The sequence below is a fragment of the Streptomyces capitiformicae genome (assembly GCF_002214185.1).
GTDB lineage: Bacteria > Actinomycetota > Actinomycetes > Streptomycetales > Streptomycetaceae > Streptomyces > Streptomyces capitiformicae.
This window is the reverse complement of the sequence record NZ_CP022161.1, coordinates 6,826,236-6,843,521: the sequence shown is the minus strand read 5'-3', so window position 1 is coordinate 6,843,521 and position 17,286 is coordinate 6,826,236. Positions and strand designations below refer to the sequence as shown.

Annotated in this window: 15 protein-coding genes; 6 read left to right on the top strand and 9 right to left on the bottom strand. The window is 71.0% G+C overall.

Annotated features, from left to right (window positions below; all coding sequences use genetic code 11):
- The first annotated feature begins 27 nt into the window (after positions 1–27).
- Positions 28–1,794: a SulP family inorganic anion transporter gene (locus CES90_RS30520; RefSeq protein ID WP_229914324.1), complete on the top strand. Its 1,767-nt coding sequence runs from the start codon at positions 28–30 to the stop codon at positions 1,792–1,794.
- Here the strand turns inward: CES90_RS30520 and pflA are convergent, their stop codons facing one another.
- The 3 genes from pflA to CES90_RS30505 all read right to left on the bottom strand — a co-directional run bounded on the left by pflA (position 1,795) and on the right by CES90_RS30505 (position 5,434).
- Positions 1,795–2,538: a pyruvate formate-lyase-activating protein gene (gene pflA, locus CES90_RS30515; protein ID WP_189787196.1), complete on the bottom strand. Its 744-nt coding sequence runs from the start codon at positions 2,536–2,538 to the stop codon at positions 1,795–1,797.
- Positions 2,539–2,543: 5 nt separating this feature from the next.
- Positions 2,544–4,802 (bottom strand): formate C-acetyltransferase, encoded by a 2,259-nt coding sequence (gene pflB / locus CES90_RS30510; RefSeq protein ID WP_189787195.1) that lies wholly within the window; start codon positions 4,800–4,802, stop codon positions 2,544–2,546.
- A 362-nt stretch (positions 4,803–5,164) separates the two neighbouring features.
- Positions 5,165–5,434, bottom strand: coding sequence for a hypothetical protein (locus CES90_RS30505; protein WP_189787224.1), 270 nt, complete (start codon positions 5,432–5,434; stop codon positions 5,165–5,167).
- A gap of 197 nt (positions 5,435–5,631) precedes the next feature.
- Here CES90_RS30505 and CES90_RS30500 point away from each other — a divergent pair, with 197 nt between their 5' ends.
- Both CES90_RS30500 and CES90_RS30495 read left to right on the top strand, forming a co-directional pair.
- The gene (locus CES90_RS30500; protein WP_189787194.1) at positions 5,632–6,096 is read left to right on the top strand and encodes a cyclic nucleotide-binding domain-containing protein; all 465 of its coding nucleotides are present in this window, start codon (positions 5,632–5,634) and stop codon (positions 6,094–6,096) included.
- Between the two features lie 41 nt (positions 6,097–6,137).
- On the top strand, positions 6,138–6,872 hold the full coding sequence (locus CES90_RS30495) for a CBS domain-containing protein (protein WP_189787193.1): 735 nt from the start codon (positions 6,138–6,140) through the stop codon (positions 6,870–6,872).
- On the opposite strand, the gene CES90_RS30490 is transcribed toward CES90_RS30495, so the two are convergent.
- Positions 6,853–7,560, bottom strand: a complete 708-nt coding sequence (locus CES90_RS30490) for a YqjF family protein (RefSeq protein WP_189787192.1) — start codon at positions 7,558–7,560, stop codon at positions 6,853–6,855. The genes CES90_RS30495 and CES90_RS30490 overlap by 20 nt on opposite strands.
- 437 nt (positions 7,561–7,997) lie before the next feature.
- Between CES90_RS30490 and CES90_RS30485 the strand changes: the two genes are divergently transcribed.
- Positions 7,998–8,357, top strand: coding sequence for an NAD(P)H-binding protein (locus tag CES90_RS30485; RefSeq protein WP_308437923.1), 360 nt, complete (start codon positions 7,998–8,000; stop codon positions 8,355–8,357).
- An 83-nt stretch (positions 8,358–8,440) separates the two neighbouring features.
- On the top strand, positions 8,441–9,061 hold the full coding sequence (locus CES90_RS30480; RefSeq protein WP_189787191.1) for a dihydrofolate reductase family protein: 621 nt from the start codon (positions 8,441–8,443) through the stop codon (positions 9,059–9,061).
- A gap of 108 nt (positions 9,062–9,169) precedes the next feature.
- Here CES90_RS30480 and CES90_RS30475 read toward each other — a convergent pair whose 3' ends face one another.
- From CES90_RS30475 to CES90_RS30455, 5 genes are all read right to left on the bottom strand, one after another.
- On the bottom strand, positions 9,170–9,943 hold the full coding sequence (locus CES90_RS30475; protein WP_189787190.1) for a class I SAM-dependent methyltransferase: 774 nt from the start codon (positions 9,941–9,943) through the stop codon (positions 9,170–9,172).
- A 99-nt stretch (positions 9,944–10,042) separates the two neighbouring features.
- Positions 10,043–11,254, bottom strand: coding sequence for an aminotransferase class V-fold PLP-dependent enzyme (locus CES90_RS30470; protein WP_189787189.1), 1,212 nt, complete (start codon positions 11,252–11,254; stop codon positions 10,043–10,045).
- 2 nt (positions 11,255–11,256) lie between these two features.
- A complete protein-coding gene (locus CES90_RS30465) occupies positions 11,257–12,582 on the bottom strand; it encodes a pyridoxal-phosphate dependent enzyme (protein ID WP_189787188.1) in 1,326 nt (441 codons plus the stop codon).
- Positions 12,579–14,102 (bottom strand): type III PLP-dependent enzyme domain-containing protein, encoded by a 1,524-nt coding sequence (locus tag CES90_RS30460; protein ID WP_189787187.1) that lies wholly within the window; start codon positions 14,100–14,102, stop codon positions 12,579–12,581. The genes CES90_RS30465 and CES90_RS30460 overlap by 4 nt, the downstream gene beginning before the upstream one ends.
- Before the next feature lie 326 nt (positions 14,103–14,428).
- Positions 14,429–16,018 carry an acyl-CoA carboxylase subunit beta gene (locus tag CES90_RS30455; protein WP_189787186.1) on the bottom strand — a complete coding sequence of 530 codons (1,590 nt, stop codon included), beginning with the start codon at positions 16,016–16,018 and terminating at the stop codon, positions 14,429–14,431.
- A gap of 241 nt (positions 16,019–16,259) precedes the next feature.
- Between CES90_RS30455 and CES90_RS30450 the strand changes: the two genes are divergently transcribed.
- Complete coding sequence (locus tag CES90_RS30450) at positions 16,260–17,213, top strand: IS481 family transposase (RefSeq protein WP_189787185.1); 954 nt, start codon at positions 16,260–16,262, stop codon at positions 17,211–17,213.
- The last annotated feature ends 73 nt before the right edge of the window (positions 17,214–17,286 follow it).

Here is a 17,286-nt window from a genome sequence, read left to right as displayed (position 1 = left end):
CCTGTGGGCAACGGCGAAGGGGGGCGCATGAGGCTCGGCGGAGGCGAAGGCGGAGGCAGAGGCGGAGGCGGACTCGGACGCGGAGGCGGACGCGGCCGGGGGTGGCGCGGCCTGGCGCCTGGTCTGGGCACGCTCTCGGAGTACCGACGCGCCTGGCTCAAGGGCGACCTGGTGGCCGGAGCGACCGTGGCCGCCTATCTCGTGCCGCAGGTCATGGCATACGCCGGGGTGGCCGGACTGCCACCGGTCGCGGGGTTGTGGGCGATCCTCCCCGCCCTGGCGCTGTACGCGTTGTTCGGCTCCTCGCGGCTGCTGTCGGTCGGCCCCGAGTCCACGACCGCCCTGATGACGGCCACGGTGGTCGCCCCGCTCGCCGCGGGGGACCCGGAGCGCTACGCCACGCTGGCCGCCACCCTCGCGGTGACGGTCGGGCTGCTGTGTCTGCTGGCGCGCGCGGTGCGCCTGGGTTTCCTCGCGGACCTGCTCTCCCGGCCGGTGCTCATCGGCTATCTGGCGGGCGTAGCCCTGATCATGACGGTGGATCAGCTGCCCAAGCTCACCGGGGTGGACACGACCGGCTCGGCGTTCTTCGCCCAGCTGTGGTCCTTCTTCGGCAACCTGCCCGACGCGCACCTGCCCACCGTCCTGTTCTCCGCGGCGGTGCTCGTGCTCCTCTTCGCGGTGGCGCGCTTCCGCGCGGTGCCCGGCCCTCTGCTGGCCGTCGTCCTCGGTACGGCGGCCGTGGCGGCCTTCGGCCTCGACGACCGGTACGGCATCACGGTGATCGGCGAGGTGCCCTCGGGGCTGCCGGGCCTCGCCGTGCCGGACCTGGGCGAGCTGCCCGCACTGGTCCTGCCGGCGCTGGGCGTCCTGCTGGTCGCGTACACGGACTTCATCCTGACCGCCCGGGCCTTCGACGGCCCCCGCGGCGAAGGGCCCGCTCTGGACGCCGACCAGGAATTCCTGGCGCTCGGCGCGGCCAACCTGGGCGCGGGCGCCGTGCACGGGTTCCCGGTGAGCAGCAGCGCCAGCAGGACCGCGCTCGCCTCCTCGGCGGGCGCGGGGAGTCAGGCGTACTCCCTGGTCGCGGGAGCCGTGGTCCTCGCGGTCCTGCTCTTCCTCAGTCCGCTGCTCACGCGCACGCCCTCCGCGGTGCTCGGCGCGCTCGTCCTCTACGCCGCGGTCCGCATGGTCGACCTCGCCGGTTTCCGCCGGCTGGCCGCGTTCCGCCGCCGCGAATTGCTGCTCGCCCTCGGTTGTCTGGCCGGTGTGCTCGCCCTGGACATCCTGTACGGCGTGCTGGTCGCCGTGGGCCTGTCGGTGGCGGAGCTGCTGACGCGGGTGGCCCGGCCGCACGACGCCGTGGAGGGGCTGGTGCCCGGGGTGGCGGGCATGCACGACGTCGACGACTACCCGGCGGCCCGCACGATCCCCGGCCTGCTCGTCTACCGCTACGACTCCCCGCTGTTCTTCGCCAACGCCGAGGACTTCCGGCGCCGTGCCCTGGCCGCCGTCGATGCGCAGACCACTGACGTCCACTGGTTCGTCCTCAACACCGAGGCGAACGTCGAGGTCGACATCACCGCTCTCGACGCCCTCGACGAACTCCGCCGCGAACTCACCCGCCGTGGCGTCGTGTTCGCTCTCGCCCGTGTCAAGCAGGACCTCCTGGACGAGCTGAAGGCGTACGGCCTCGCCGACTCCGTCGGCCCGGACCGCGTCTTCCCCACCCTGCCGACGGCTGTGGCCGCGTACCTGACCTGGCGACGGGATCAGCCGGCGGACACATCGTGATCAGTAGGCGGACACACCCTGCTTCCTGAACCGTTCACGGACCCGGTGGGTCAGTTCCGCATCGGGACAGGGAGTGTCGAGCAGCGGGAACGGCAGCCCGAGGGCCTCGTACTTCGCGGCGCCCAGCTTGTGGAACGGCAGGACGTCCACGCGGTCGACCGCGCCCAGGCCCGCCACGAAGCGGGCCAGTCCCCCGACGGACTCCTCGTCGTCCGTCCAGCCGGGAACCAGGACATATCTGATCCACATGGGGATGCCGAGCCGGTCGAGGCGGGTGGCGAAGTTCAGGGTGGGGCCCAGTTCGCCGCCGGTCAGCCGCCGGTAGGTGTTCACGTCGAAGGACTTGATGTCCAGCAGTACGAGGTCCGTGTCACCGAGGAGTTCGTCGGTGGCCCGCACGCCGAGGAAGCCCGAGGTGTCCAGGGCGGTGTGCAGTCCCAGCTCCTTGCAGCGGCGCAGGATCTCGCCGGTGAATCCTGACTGGAGGAGCGGTTCACCGCCCGTGACGGTGACTCCCCCGCCCGCCGTGGTGAGGAAGGCGCGGTACTTCTCGATCTCGGCCATCACCTCGTCGACCGTCGTCTCCTTCCCGTCGCGCATGTGCCAGGTGTCGGGGTTGGCGCAGTACAGGCAGCGCAGCGGGCAGCCGGCGACGAACAGGACGAACCGGGTCCCGGGACCGTCCACGCCGGTGGACAGGTCCCAGGAGTGGATCCGGCCCTTGACCCTCCGGCCCTCGGCCATCCGGCTCACATCGATCCGTGGAAGGTGCGGCTGATGACGTCGAGCTGCTGCTCGCGGGTCAGCCGGACGAAGTTGACGGCATACCCGGAGACGCGCACGGTCAGGTCGGGGTACTTCTCCGGGTGTTCCATCGCGTCCTGGAGCGTGGCCTGGTCGAGGACGTTGACGTTCATGTGGAAGCCGCCCGAGGCCATGTAGGCGTCGAGGATGCCAACGAGATGGCCCGCGCGTTCCTCGGGACGGTGGCCGAGTCCCTCCGGTGTGATGGTCGTGGTCAGCGAGATGCCGTCGCGGGCCTGCTCGTACGGCAGCTTGGCGACCGACAGGGCCGAGGCGGCGACGCCGTGCCGGTCGCGGCCGTTCATGGGGTTGGCGCCGGGCGCGAAGGGCTGTCCGGCGCGGCGGCCGTCGGGGGTGTTGCCGGTGTGCTTGCCGTAGACGACGTTGGAGGTGATGGTGAGGACCGACTGGGTGTGTTCGGCGTCCCGGTAGGTGGGGTGTTCGCGCACCTTCGCCATGAACGACTCGACCAGGTGGACGGCGATGTCGTCGGCGCGGTCGTCGTTGTTGCCGTAGGTCGGGAAGTCCCCCTCGGTGCGGAAGTCGACGGCGAGGCCGGTGGCGTCCCGGAACACCTTCACCCGCGCGTACTTGACGGCCGACAGGCTGTCCACGGCGACCGACAGGCCGGCGATGCCACAGGCCATGAAGCGGTGCACCGGATGGTCGTGCAGCGCCATCTCGACGCGCTCGTAGGCGTACTTGTCATGCATGTAGTGGATGACGTTCAGCGCGTCGACATACGTCCCGGCCAGCCAGTCCAGGACGCGGTCGTACGCCGCCGAGAGCTCCTCGTGGTCCAGGTACTCCCCGGTGAGCGGGGGCGCCGCGGGGGCGACCTGTTCGCCGGTCATCTCGTCCCGGCCGCCGTTGACCGCGTACAGCAGCGCCTTGGCGAGGTTCACCCGGGCCCCGAAGAACTGCATCTGCCGGCCCACCGCCATGGCCGAGACACAGCAGGCGATCGCCGTGTCGTCGCCGGTGCGCGGGCGCGTCAGCTCGTCGGACTCGTACTGGACGGCGCTGGTGTCGATGGAGACCTGGGCGCAGAACCGCTTGAAGCCCTCGGGCAGGCGCGGCGACCACAGCACCGTGAGGTTCGGCTCGGGGGCGGGGCCCAGGTTGTACAACGTCTGCAGGAAGCGGAAGGACGTGCGAGTGACGAGCGTGCGTCCGTCGGTGCCGATGCCGCCGAGCGACTCCGTCACCCAGGTGGGGTCGCCGGAGAACAGGGCGTCGTACTCGGGGGTGCGCAGGAAGCGCACGATCCGCAGCTTGATGACGAAGTCGTCGATCAGCTCCTGGGCACCGGTCTCGTCGAGAAGCCCGTCCGTCAGGTCCCGCTGGAGGTAGACGTCGAGGAAGGTCGAGGTGCGGCCCAGGGACATCGCGGCGCCGTTCTGTTCCTTCACGGCGGCGAGATAGCCGAGGTAGAGCCACTGCACGGCCTCGTGGGCGGTGGTCGCGGGGCGGGAGACGTCGCAGCCGTAGCCGGCGGCCATCCGGGTCAGCTCGCCGAGCGCCCGGATCTGCTCGGTGAGTTCCTCCCGGTCCCGGATGACGTCGGCGGTGGAGGGCCGGGCGTCCAGCAGGGCCCGCTCGGCCTTCTTGGCCTCGGTCAGCCGGTCCGTGCCGTACAGCGCCACGCGCCGGTAGTCGCCGATGATGCGGCCTCGGCCGTAGGCGTCCGGGAGCCCGGTGATGATGCCCGCCTTGCGGGCGGCCCGCATCCCGGGGGTGTAGGCGTCGAAGACGCCGTCGTTGTGGGTCTTGCGGTAGGTGCCGAAGACCCGGGTGACGAACGGGTCGGGTTCGTAGCCGTAGGCGCGCAGGCCGTTCTCCACCATCCGCAGCCCGCCGTTCGGCATGATCGCGCGCTTGAGCGGCGCGTCCGTCTGCAGGCCGACGATCAGCTCGCGGTCGCGGTCGATGTACCCGGGCGCGTGCGAGGTGATCGTCGAGGGGGTCGCGGTGTCGACATCGAGGATGCCCCTGCTCCGCTCCTCGCGGCACAGCGCGACGATCTTCCCCCAGACGGCGCGGGTACGGTCCGTCGGACCGCTCAGGAAGCCGGCGTCGCCCTCGTACGGGGTGTAGTTGGCCTGGATGAAGTCACGAACATCGACGTGCTCGCGCCAGTGCGTCCCGGCGAAGTCCCGCCAGGCGTCGGTCGTTCGGCTGCCCACGGTCGTGGTCGCGGTCATCGCCGGTCCTCTCCTCGGTTCGTCGCGCTTGCCTGCACTTCGGATGCTTGTCGCTCGCCCAGGTCGGGGCGAGTGCCGAGGGGCGCCGGGATCGGGCCGTTGGACCCTGATCCTCTGGGGCCGGGCGGCCCGGAGCCCCGCCGGTCCGTCGTCCTGTCACGTGTGGGGTCGAGGCGACGGCGCCGGGGGCCGGGACGCCGCTCTCGGCGCGCAGCCGGGCGGAGGAACAAGGGCAGAGACCGTCCCGGCGCGGCGTACGGCGTCTCGGCGCACAACACGGTGCAGCCGTCGAGCATGTCGATGGCGGAGACGACGGCGGCGACTGCCCGGTCGCTGTGGTCCCGGACGGCCGAACTCGCCCGTCACCGGTGCGCGGGCGTCCGCCGGGGCGGGCGCGGGGCCCGGTCCGCTCGCGCCACGTGCGGGTGGTCGGGTGTGCGGTCCGCAGGGGCGTCGGACGGCCGGTCCGGAGGCCGGTTCGCGCGGGCGGTGAGCTGTCGGTCCTGCCGCCGCCGCAGTCGCCGTACGAACAGTGCGTCGAGCACGGCGCTCAACACGAACGTGAGCGTCGCGGCTACGACCAGGAGTACGGCGAACAGCCGCCAGAAGTCGGGAGTCAGTGAGGTACCCACGGTGCTCGTCCCCCTCTGTCGGGTGAGTCGTCCCATGCCTTCATCGAACAGCGGGGCCGGTGCCGCCGCAGGGTGCCGGAAGGCTTGTCCGCCGCGCCGAGTGGCCCCAGTCGGGGGCCGGACGGCCCATGGCGGGCGGGGAGCGGCGGAACACAGGCTGGCCATGGCAGTTCCGGTAGACCGTCTGGAGGCACGCCATGATCACCACACCCACGCCCAGCATGCTGCGGGCACTGCCCGCCGAGCATCGGCAGAGGCTGATGCGTGTCGCCCGTGAGGTGGCGTTCCCGCAGGGGACGCGACTGTTCGAGGAGGGAGGCCGTGCCGACCGTTTCTGGATCACCCGCACGGGCACGGTCGAACTCGACATGCGTGTGCCGGGCCGCCGGCCGGCCGTCATCGAGACGCTCCGGCACAACGAGCTCGTCGGCTGGTCCTGGCTGTTCCCCCCGCACGTCTGGCACCTGGGTTCCGAGGCGGTGACGCCGGTGCGGGCGTACGAGTTCGACGCCACGGCCGTCCGTCTGATGTGCCAGGACGACCCAGCCCTGGGCCAGGCCGTCGGCCTGTGGGTCGGTGAGGTGCTCGCCCATCGTCTCCAGGCCGCACGGACCCGGCTACTGGACCTGTACGCCCCCTACGGCGCCGGCAGCGTCGGCTGAACCCGCCGGCCCTCCCCCGCACGGACCATTGAGGAGTGCTCATGCACGGCACACCGCACATCGTCGGCGACGTCATGACCCGCACGGTCGCGACAGTCGGTCGTGGGACGGCCTTCAAGGAGATCATCCAGCTGATGCGGGACAGGAGGATCAGCGCCGTGCCCGTGGTCGAGGAAGGGGGCCGTGTGGTCGGCATCGTCTCAGAGGCCGACCTGCTCCCCAAGGAGGAGTTCCGCGACAGCGACCCCGACCGGTACACCCAGCTGCGGCGCCTGGCGGACCTGTCGAAAGCCGGCGCGGTGACCGCCGAGGAGCTGATGACCTCCCCCGCGCTCACGGTACGGCCGGACGCAACGCTCGCCCAGGCCGCCCGAACGATGGCCCGGGCCAAGGTCAAGCGGCTTGTGGTGGTGGACGCGGGCGGAATGCTGGAGGGCGTCGTCAGCCGCGCGGACCTGCTGAAGGTCTTCCTCCGCGCCGACGAGGAGATCGCCGAGGAGGTCCGGCGCGAGGTCGTCGCCTACCTCTTCCCCTCCCCGGGCTCCGCCGTCCGGGTGGCCGTACGGGACGGCGTCGTGCTGCTCGGCGGCCGGGTCCGGGACACCTCTCTGGTACCGGTGCACGAGGCGCGTCCCGGACGAAGTGCCGATGCCCGCGATCCAGCCGTCGAAGCGCAGCCGCGGCGGGCGCCGTCCGGTAGGGCGGCCCTTCCGGCTCATCCCCTTGCTCCCGATCCGGTGTCAGGAAGGCTCCGGCTTACGCCCCTGGTCGGGTGAGCCCGAGCCGCACATGTCTGACTCCTTCCGAGAAGTGCGCCACGGGCTCGGCCGTGGGCGCGGGAAGGCCGGCCGCGGTGGTGAGCGTCTCGTCGAGTACGTCGACGGCGGCGTCCCTCAGCGGCCAGGGCTCGTGCTCGACCGGCGTCTGCCAGATCATGCCGAGCCGACGTGTGTACGCGCGCCAGCGCGAGGTCAGCCAGACGTCCCGCTCGGTGGGCGTGATCGGATCACCGGGCCGGACGATCAGTCGGTAGGAGGCGTCGCCGACCCATCTGGAGCCCGTGTACGAAACGGCGTCCCCCTTCGCGGAGACGCTCAGCGTGCCCGGGTTGCACGGCGCGCCGACGGCCCGGGCCGCGAGCATCAGCGGGCAGGCCACCTCGATCGACAGAAACCACAGCCCGTCCCTCCCGTCCCGATGCCGGACGTAGGTCCGCAGGTTGGTCTCCGCGAACGTCGGAAGCCCGGGGACCAGGGCGGGCACGCCGGGAAGGCGCACATCCGCCATGACGAAGGGGGTGAAACCCACCCAGGCGGCACCGTCGTACTCGTCCACCACCAGTTCCCCGGGAAGCAGCGCCTGGACCTTGTCCGGCGGGAAGGCCCAGTGGACGAACGTCTGCCTCAGCCAGCCGGCCCGAAGGGCCGGAACGCGTACCCGCTGCTCCGCTCCATACGCGACCACACGCGGCGAGTCCCCCGCCGTGGCCGGCGAAAACCGCAAGCGGGCGCGGCTGGCCGGTGATGACCTTGGAGAACTCCACCGTATCGGTGGCGGACAGGGTCGGTGCCGCCCCGACCTTGGCTTCGGCGGCCGGAACGTGACGGCTCAGGGGGTTGGTCGCTCGGAGCCTGTGCCGATTGCGGCCGGCGTCGCACAACTGCTGTGACATGCCTGCCGGTGCCACCCCTGGCGACCGGAGCGGTTCTCCCGCTGCCGTCCCCGTGGTGGCTGTACGCCGCCTTCCAACGCGACCGTCCCCGGCCGGCCGAACAGGCTTACGGGCCGACCGACGGAGACAGAAGCACGTGACGGCGTCCGTCGTCGGCCGCACCAACGGCAGCACGTGACCGTGCCCGTCGCCGGCTGCACCCACACCGAGTCGGCTGGGAAACCCCCGGGTGCAGGTACCAGCGCAGCCGTACGGGTCCTCGCGCCGGTCCGCGCGGCGGCGTTCGGGCGTCGGCCACACCCTCGACTGGTCGAGCACCACACAGAAGGCGATCTACCGCACGCTGCTGCGGTCGATCTACGCCGACAAGGAGATAGCCGACGAGCGCATCCGCTCCAGCGGGCTGGAGCGGACCGTGGTCTACCCGACCCGGCTGACCCACGGCCCCGCCAACGGCACCTACAGCGCCGGGGACCGCCTGCCGATGAAGGGCAACCCGACCATCAGTCGCGCGGCCGTGGCCGCCTTCATGCACCAGGCGGCCCACGGCAACGAGTGGATCCACCGCAGCCCTGTGATCACGGACTGACCGGCGCCGGGTCCGAACCTCGAGCGCGCTCGGCCCTCCCCGGGGAGAATCTGGGCATGGGCGCACGCTGAGAGGAGAGCGCAATGACCACACGCACGGGCAAGGTGGTCTGCGGCATCACGATCTCGGCCGACGGGTACTCGGCCGGACTCAACCAGACCGAGGAACGCCCGTTCGGCGACGACGGCGGCGACGGCTGGGGCGACAAGCTGCACGCCTGGTTCTCCGAAACTCCCGAGGAGAACCGGGCCGAGATCGACGAGATGATCGCCGCCAAGGCGTTCATCATGGGGCGCAACATGTTCGGCCCGGTGCGTGGCGAGTGGGACCGGCAGTGGAACGGCTGGTGGGGCGACGATCCGCCGTACCACGCCCCGGTCTTCGTGCTCACCCACCACGCGCGCGAGCCGCAGCCGATGGACGGCGGCACCACGTTCCACTTCGTCACCGACGGGATCGAGTCGGCGCTGGCACAGGCACGCGCGGCGGCCGGCGACGGCGATGTCGCGATCATGGGTGGCGCGACCACCGTCAACCAGTACCTTGCCGCCGGCCTGATCGACGAGCTGCGGCTGCACATTTCGCCGCTCACGCTCGGCGCCGGCACACGGCTGTTCGAAGGCGTCCCACCGCTGAAACTGGAGCAGGTGAAGTCGCGGCCGGCGAAACTGGTCACGCACGTGACCTACCGCGTGCTGCCCTGAGTCGGCGGGCGTCGTCGCACGGCTACCGCGAGTCGCGACACCGCGGCTCGCGACACCGCGGCTCGCGACACCGGCGATCAAACAGCCGTACTCCGCTAGGCCCGCCCCTCACTCTCCCTTGAGCGCGACGAGGACGTGACTGTCGCCGAACTGCCAGACGGGGGTGATGTGGTGGAAGCCCGCTTCCCGCAGCAGTGCGGTGTGGTCGGCGAGGGTCAGCGTGTTGTCGTTGCCGTCGTGGTTGCCGAGTGCCGCCTGTCGCTGCGCGCGTTGGGTGAACAGGTCGGCCAGTTCCGGGTCCTGGGCGGCCGCGGTCCACCAGGACTGCCAGTCCTCGTGGTCGTGGGTGCCGCAGCGTTCGGCATGACGGCGTCCCACGTGCCGGGCGAGGTTCGCGCAGGGCGGGCTGTGGTGGGGGAAGTGGTCGCCGTTGACGAGGGCGCCACCGGGCCGCAGGAGAGCAGCGAGTTGGCGGTAGGTCCGGAGCAGGGTCGGCACGGAGAGGTAGTGCAGGGCGGTGGTGGAGACGGCCGCGTCCAGGGGGCGGCCCAGGTCGAGGGCGTCGGTCCAGCCGTCGTCGCCGATCACGGTGTCCACGTAGCGGGCGGCGTACGGGTGGTGGGTGCGGCCCAGTTCCAGGAGCAGCGGGTCCATGTCGGCGGCGACGATCTCGGCGTGCGGCATGCGCGCGGACAGCCGGGTGGCCAGGGAGCCGGGCCCGCAGCCGAGGTCGAGGAGCAGGGGCTCGGTGCCGTCGGCCGTGACGTGTTCGATGACATCGGCGATCACGGTGAAGCGCTCCTCACGGTCGAGGGCGTAGCGCTCCTGCTGGCGCTCCCAGCGCTCCACCCACATCTTGGCCGTCGCCATGCTCACGCCCATCGGCCCGTGCCACCCCTGCCGTCTCGCTCTGTCCCACGGTACTCACGAGCGACCCTACAGCTGAAAACGGTTCCCATTCACATTGTTGGGTCAGTGAGGTCAGTCGGGGAGGACGGTCAGCAGGCGGTCGATCTCCTCGACCGTGTTGTACGCGTGGACGCTGACCCGGACCGAGGCGTCCTGCTCGTCCGCCCCCGCCTGACAGAGGCTGTCCGCGCGGACCATGAAGCCGTGGCTGAACAGGATGAAGCCGAGGTCGTCGGAGGGGATGTCGTGGTGCCTGAAGGAGACGATGCCGTGCCGGCGCTGCACGCGGGAGTCTGCGGCCAGACTGGTCTGGCAGCCCAGGATCTCGTACGGCGTGAGGTGGCGCAGCCCCTCGGTGAGCCGGGCCGTGAGAGCGGTGCTCCAGCGGGCGATCCGGTCGGTGCCCGCCGCGTCCAGCCAGTCGAGCGCGGCTTCGAGGGAGGCGATGCCCACGGTGTTGGGGGTGCCCTGCCAGCCTCCGGGCCTGAACTCCGGCCCCCGTGCGGGGTCGTTGCGGGCCCACACGGCTCCGGTGCCGGGCAGGGCCATGGCCTTGTGTCCGGAGAAGACCACGAAATCCACGTCGAGTTCGGTCACGGAGACCGGCAGATGGCCGACGCTCTGGGCGGCGTCCAGGCAGATCGGCACATCTGGGCCGACGGCCGCGCGCAAACGGTGCACGTTCATGTCGCCGCCGTAGACGTGGTGGATGTGTGTGGCGGCGACGAACCGCGTGCGCGGGCCGACGAGTTCGGGAAGCGCCCGATGGTCGTAGTCACCGGACGCCTCCTGATACGGGAGCGCGCGCACTTGTACGCCGACGCCCCGTTCGGCCAGCAGCCGCTGGGCCTCCAGCCAGGGAGCCAGGTTGGCCTGGTGGTCGGCGTACGGGACGAGGATCTCGTCGCCGTCGGTGAGGTGGGTGGTGAGCCAGTCGCGGGCGACCGCCCGCAGCCCTTCGGTGGTTCCGCTGACGAAGTGGACGGTGGAGCGGTCGGAGTCGGGTTCGGGGTCGCCGAGGAACTCCTTGACGCGTCGCCGGGTGCGCTCGACGAGCGCGGTCGTGTGGTTCGCCCACGGGTAGGTGCCCCGCCCGGCGTTGGCGTTCGTCGTCGTCAGGTACGTCTCCACGGCGTTCAGCACGGCCCGCGGCTTCTGTGCGGTGGCCGCGCTGTCGAGGTAGGCGAGTTCGGGGTGCGCGGTGAGGATGGGGAACTGGCCGCGTATGTCCGCCTGCCAGGCCGTCAGTTCCTTGAAATCGTCGTCCTTGGTCAGTCCCTCCATGGTCAGTCCCGGACCAGAGGTGCGCCGGCGTCCCGCCAGGCGACGATGCCACCGGACAGGCTGCGTACGTCCGGGTGCCCCATGCGGGTCAGCAGCGCGGCGTAGCGGGCGGACTTCTCGCCGACCGGGCAGGCCAGCAGCACCGGCCGCCGCCTGCTGAAGGGCAGCCCGCCGCGCAGGAGTTCGTCGAAGAGTTCGTCGGCGATGTTGACCGAGCCGTCGATGTGCAGCGCGGCGTACGCGTGCGGTCCGCGCAGGTCGATGACGAGCGGCGCGGGATCTGCGTCGATCCAGCGACGAGCGGCGTCGATGTCGATGACCTTGGCCTCGTCCCGTACCTCCGCCTCGGTGAGGGTCGCCGCCGAGTTCTTCCGGGGCGGCCTGCCGAGCAGTTCGGGGCGGCGCTGCCGCACGTAACCGAGGTAGCTCTCGGCACGGTCGCAGACGATGAACACCGCGGTTTGCCGTTCGGTCAACTCCTCGTCCACCGTGCGGAGATGACGTATCGCACCCTGGAAGGCGGCTCCGCCCGTGGGCCCGGACAGGAGTCCGCAGCGGCGGATCAGCGTCATCATGCCGTCGATGGCCTCGTCGGCGGTCACCGACTCGATCGTGTCGTAGGTCGCCGGGTCGAAGAGGCCGACCTGGTGCACCTCGTCGATGGTGCGGATGCCGGGGATGAAGTCCGACTTGTGGGCGACCAGGCCGAGGACCCGTACGTCCGGGTCGTGTTCGCGCAGCACCCTGGCCACGCCGGTGGACGAACCGGCGGTGCCCACACAGGCGATGAACCAGTCCGGTGCCCGGCCCTCGAGGTCCTTGATGATCTCCGGGCCGGTGCCCGTCGCGTGCGCCTCGGTGTTGCGCGGGTTGAAGTACTGGTCGGTGTGCAGATAGGCGCCGCCGGGCTCGGCGAGTGCCTGGTGAAAGCGGGTCAACGGGTCGTCGGTGTCGGTCGGGTCGAGGCACTCGCTCTGGCCCGGCAGTTCCTCGATCTCGGCGCCGAGGAGCAGGAGCAGTTCCTTGATCTCCGGGATCCGCATCCGGTTGGTGACGCTCTTGAACTTCAGGCCGTGCATGCCCGCGAGCAGGGCCAGCGCCTTCGCCGTGTTCCCGCTGGAGAGTTCCACGACGGTCTCGCCGCGTTCGGCCGCAGCGGCGAGGTGCGGACGGGCCATGTTCCACGCGGGCCGGTCCTTGACCGAGCCGAAGGGGTTGAGCATCTCCAGCTTGGCGTACAGGTCGATGTGGGTGAGGCCGTGCACGGCCGGGTCGATGCGCACCAGCGGGGTGTTGCCGATGGCGTCGGTGATGCTGTCGTACCTCATGCAGGTCCCCCCGGTCGTGTGATCGGCCAGTACTCCTCGTCCAGGCACCATCGCCAGGAACCGCCGTCCCGCGTCACGGCGACCGTACGGGCGAGGGGCTGCCGCTGAGCGGAGTGGGCGTGGAAGTCCATCGCGTAGCCCGCGGTGTTGGCGAAGGCGAGCAGGTCGCCGACGCGTGGGAGCCGGGGAAGGAACACGGTCCGTCGGGTGATCAGGTCGGCCTCCAGACACAGGTTTCCGAAAAGGTGGACCGTGACCGGCCCGTCGTCCGCGTCCTGCACACCGCCACCACCGCCGCCGTGGGGAAGCAGCACGGGATCGACGATGACCCCGTGCTCCTCCAGGCTCATGTCCCCGGCGTTCAGGCCGAGGCGCACCAGGTGGTCGCCCGAACCGGTGGGCCGCACGTCGAGCACCCGCGCCAGTACGGCGCCGCACTGGTCGAGCAGGGCCCTGCCGGGCTGGATGGACAGGTCGTAGAGGTGCTCCAGGAGAAGCGTGGCCGGCGGGCGCCCCGAGGCGGGGGCGGGCGCGGAGAGGAGTGCGTCGAGGTAGCCGGGCCCCGCTGTCGGGCGGTGGGCGGGGTACAGGCCCAGTGCTCCGCGCAGCGTGCCGCCCTCGTTGCGCAGACCGTAGCCGTGACCGCGCCAGGTCATGGCGGGCCGGGTGCCGAGTACGGCGCCCGCCAGTTCGGTGGTGTACCGGTCCCACTGGGCGGCGTCCTGGACATAGCTGACGCCGAAGCCGCCGCCGATGTCCACGAACCGCGGATCCAGCCCCCGCGCACGGAGTTCGTCCATGACGCCGACGCAACTCTCCAGCGCGACGGCCTTCTCCGCCAGCCCGGTCGTGTCCAGGTGGTACGCCACGCCGACCGGCTCGACGGCGTCCCGGTGCCGTTCGAGCGTGTCCAGCAGCGCGCCCACCTCGCCCACGGGCGTGCCGAAGCGGCTGCGCCGGGAGAGCACCTTCACTCCGGAGGCACCGGTGCCGGTGCCGGTGGCGGCTCCTGTACCGGTGCCGGTTTCGAACCCGGACAGCCGAGGTACGGCGGCGATGCGCGGCAGCGCGAACTTGCGTACCAGCTCGGCCAGTTGCTCCAGCTCCGTCACCGAGTCGGGGTGCACGGTCACTCCGCTGCGGGCGGCGAGCCAGAGGAACGCGGGGTCCTTGGGTCCGGTGGCCGTGATGCGGTCGGGGGTGAAACCGCAGCCCAGGGCGTGCTGCAACTCGCTCAGGGACGCAACGTCGACGCCGACCGCGGCCGGGTCGGTGACGGCCAGCCGCCGCAGCAGGGCGCTGGAGCGGTTCGCCTTGTGGGCGAAGGAGATCCGGCCGCCGAGGTGGTGCCTGCGGTAGACGGCGCGGAAACGCTCGGCGTTCTCGGCGATCCGGTCGGGCAGCAGCACGTTGAGGGGGGAGCCGAGCGCGTCGACAAGCGTGTGCAGGAGGTCCGGGGCGGCCAGTAACGAGCTGAGCGGTGGTTCGAGCCGTGGCTGCAGGTACAAGGGCTCACGCACGAAAGGCTCCTCCCCGCGCACCGGGCCGATTCACGGCTCCCGGCACTCAAGAGCCGCTGCCCGTCCTTGCACCGGCAGCGGCCCAGACAATCGTTCGGGGACATCATTTCCGAATACATGAGCCTTTAAGCCCAGGCCCTGCCCCACACCTGCGCACCGCCCGCATCGAAGACACCTCGACCACCCGAGTTCGCCGACCGTCCACCACCACGCGCCGGTGACGGCCACGAGTGCTGCGCACCTCCCGATCGTCGCCCCGGCTGGTTGGTCGAACGGATGCCGGCGTTGAGGACGGCGCGGGCGCCAGGCAGGGAACCCGGGCCGCGTCACAGGGGCACGTTGCCGTGCTTTCGGTCCGGTAGCTCGGTGTGTTTGCCCCGCAGCATGGCCAGCGAGCGGATCAGCACCCGGCGGGTGTCGCCGGGATCGATGACGTCGTCTATCAGCCCCCGCTCCGCGGCGTAGTACGGATGCATCAGCTCCGACTTGTACCCCTCGACCAGCCGGGCGCGAGTCGCCTCAGGGTCGTCGGCGGCGGCGATCTCCCGCCGGAAGACCACGTTCGCAGCCCCTTCCGCCCCCATCACCGCGATCTCGTTCGTCGGCCAGGCGAAGGACAGATCGGCCCCGATCGAGCGGGAGTCCATGACGATGTAGGCGCCGCCGTACGCCTTGCGCAGCACGAGGGAGATCCGGGGCACGGATGCGTTGCAGTACGCGTACAGCAGCTTCGCGCCGTGCCGGATGATCCCGCCGTGCTCCTGGTCCACCCCCGGCAGGAAACCCGGCACGTCCACCAGTGTCACCAGCGGGATGTTGAACGCGTCGCAGATGGAGACGAATCGTGCCGCCTTCTCCGAGCCGTGGATGTCCAGCACCCCGGCCAGCGTGGCGGGCTGATTGGCTACGACGCCCACCACCTGCCCGCCGAGCCGCGCGAAGGCGCACACCACATTGCGGGCCCAGGCCTCGTGCACCTCGAAGAACTCGCCCTCGTCGACGATCTCCTCGATGACGGCGCGCATGTCGTACGCCTGGGCGGGGTCGGCGGGGACGAGGGAGGTCAGGGAGTCGGTGCGCCGGTCGGCCGGGTCGGCGCTGTGGGCCTCCGGGGGCAGCTCGCGGTTGTTCTGCGGCAGCAGCGACAGCAGGAAGCGGACGTCCTCCAGGCACTCGGTCTCGTCGTCGTAGCAGAACCCGGCCACGCCCGACATGCCGGCGTGCACGTCCGCGCCGCCGAGACCGTTGTGGGTGATCTCCTCGCCGGTCACCGCCTGCACCACGTCGGGTCCGGTGATGAACATCTGGGAGGTCTCGCGGACCATGAACACGAAGTCCGTCAAGGCCGGGGAGTAGGCGGCGCCGCCCGCACACGGGCCGAGCATGACGCTGAGCTGCGGGATGACCCCCGAGGCCCGGGTGTTGCGCTGGAAGATCCCGCCGTAGCCCGCCAGCGCGGTGACGCCCTCCTGGATGCGGGCCCCGGCTCCGTCGTTGAGACCGACCAGGGGCGCCCCCGCGGACACGGCCAGATCCATCACCTTGTGGACCTTCGCGGCGTGGGCCTCTCCCAGAGCGCCGGCGAAGACGCGGAAGTCGTGGGCGTAGGCGAAGACGGTGCGGCCGTGCACCTGCCCCCAGCCGATGACCACACCGTCGCCATGCGGTTTGCGGTCCTCCAGGCCGAAGCCGGTGGCGCGGTGGCGGCGCAGCGGCTCGATCTCGGTGAACGTGCCCGGGTCGAAGAGCAGGTCGAGACGCTCCCGGACCGTGAGCTTTCCCTTGGCGTGCTGGCGGCGTGTGGCGTCCGGGTCGGGGCCCCGGCTCACCTCTTCCTTCAGAAGATTCAGCTCCGCGGTGGCCCGGCGCAGGTCGGGCGGGGGTGCCGTGGCCAGGAGTTCATCGAAGGTCGTCATCGCCCGAACGTAGGAACCGCTGCTCGAGGTGGGCTGAAGGTGGGGTGGAGAACCCCGGTGGGTCCGACAGGCCGGTGGCTCGCGGCCGGCGGCCGGGCGGGATCCGCCGGAGCAGACCTAGGTGTTCTGGCTCGGGAGGTTGTGGACGGGTGAGGCAGGTCTCGGCTGAGGGATCTTGAACAGGTGAGGGCCTTTCGAGTTCGGTGTGGATTGCGACGTCAACACCGACCGAAAGGCCCTCGTGCCCCACCGTAATGCACCCCTGACCGAGACCGGCCGTCTGCGTCTGGCCCGCTGCGTGGTCGAGGACGGCTGGCCCCTGCGCCGGGCTGCCGAACGCTTCCAGGTCTCGCCGACCACCGCCCGGCGCTGGGCCGACCGCTACCGGACGCTCGGCGAAGCAGGCATGGCCGACCGCTCCAGCTGCCCGCACACCAGCCCCCGCCGCACGCCCGGCCGCACCGAACGGCGCATCATCAACGTCCGTGTCCTGCGCCGCTGGGGACCGGCCCGCATCGCGCACCTGCTGCGGCTGGTGCCCTCCACCGTGCACCGCGTGCTGACCCGCTTCGGTCCGGCCCGCCTCACGCACCTGGACCGGGCCACGGGCCGGGTCATACGCCGCTACGAACGCCGGCGGCCGGGCGAGCTGGTGCACGTAGACATCAAAAAGCTCGGCAACATCCCCGACGGTGGCGGACACAAGACTCTGGGCCGGCAGGCGGGCCGAAGGACCCGCTCGGGGGCCGGCTACAGCTACATCCACACCGCCGTCGACGACCACTCCCGCCTGGCCCACAGCGAGATCCTCACCGACGAACGCAAAGAGACCGCCACCGCGTTCTGGGCCCGGGCCCAGGCATTCTTCGCCGGCGTCGGAATCACCGTCGAACGCGTGCTGACCGACAACGGCTCCTGCTACAAGTCCCGCCTCTGGCGCGACACCCTCACCGCGGCCGGGATCACCCACAAGCGCACCCGGCCCTACCGGCCGCAGACGAACGGCAAGGTCGAACGCCTCAACCGCACCCTGCTCGACGAATGGGCCTACGCCCGCCCCTACCGCACAGAGACCGAACGACGCGAGGCATTCCCCCGCTGGCTGCACACCTACAATCACCACCGCGGACACACCGCACTCGCAGGCAAACCACCAGCCAGCCGCGTCCCCAACCTCACAGGGCAATACACCTAGGGCGTGTTGCGAAAGTCCCGCCTGCCGCCCGACGCCTGGCACGCTCCCCCACTCTCGGCTTCGCTCGAGCGGG

Bases quoted from the DNA above. Each gene is read 5' to 3' on its own strand.
- CES90_RS30520 (WP_229914324.1), top strand. From the start codon at position 28: ATGAGGCTCGGCGGAGGCGAAGGCGGAGGCAGAGGCGGAGGCGGACTC.
- pflA (WP_189787196.1), bottom strand. From the start codon at position 2,538: ATGGCCGAGGGCCGGAGGGTCAAGGGCCGGATCCACTCCTGGGACCTG.
- pflB (WP_189787195.1), bottom strand. From the start codon at position 4,802: ATGACCGCGACCACGACCGTGGGCAGCCGAACGACCGACGCCTGGCGG.
- CES90_RS30500 (WP_189787194.1), top strand. From the start codon at position 5,632: ATGATCACCACACCCACGCCCAGCATGCTGCGGGCACTGCCCGCCGAG.
- CES90_RS30495 (WP_189787193.1), top strand. From the start codon at position 6,138: ATGCACGGCACACCGCACATCGTCGGCGACGTCATGACCCGCACGGTC.
- CES90_RS30480 (WP_189787191.1), top strand. From the start codon at position 8,441: ATGACCACACGCACGGGCAAGGTGGTCTGCGGCATCACGATCTCGGCC.
- CES90_RS30475 (WP_189787190.1), bottom strand. From the start codon at position 9,943: ATGGGCGTGAGCATGGCGACGGCCAAGATGTGGGTGGAGCGCTGGGAG.
- CES90_RS30470 (WP_189787189.1), bottom strand. From the start codon at position 11,254: ATGGAGGGACTGACCAAGGACGACGATTTCAAGGAACTGACGGCCTGG.
- CES90_RS30465 (WP_189787188.1), bottom strand. From the start codon at position 12,582: ATGAGGTACGACAGCATCACCGACGCCATCGGCAACACCCCGCTGGTG.
- CES90_RS30455 (WP_189787186.1), bottom strand. From the start codon at position 16,018: ATGACGACCTTCGATGAACTCCTGGCCACGGCACCCCCGCCCGACCTG.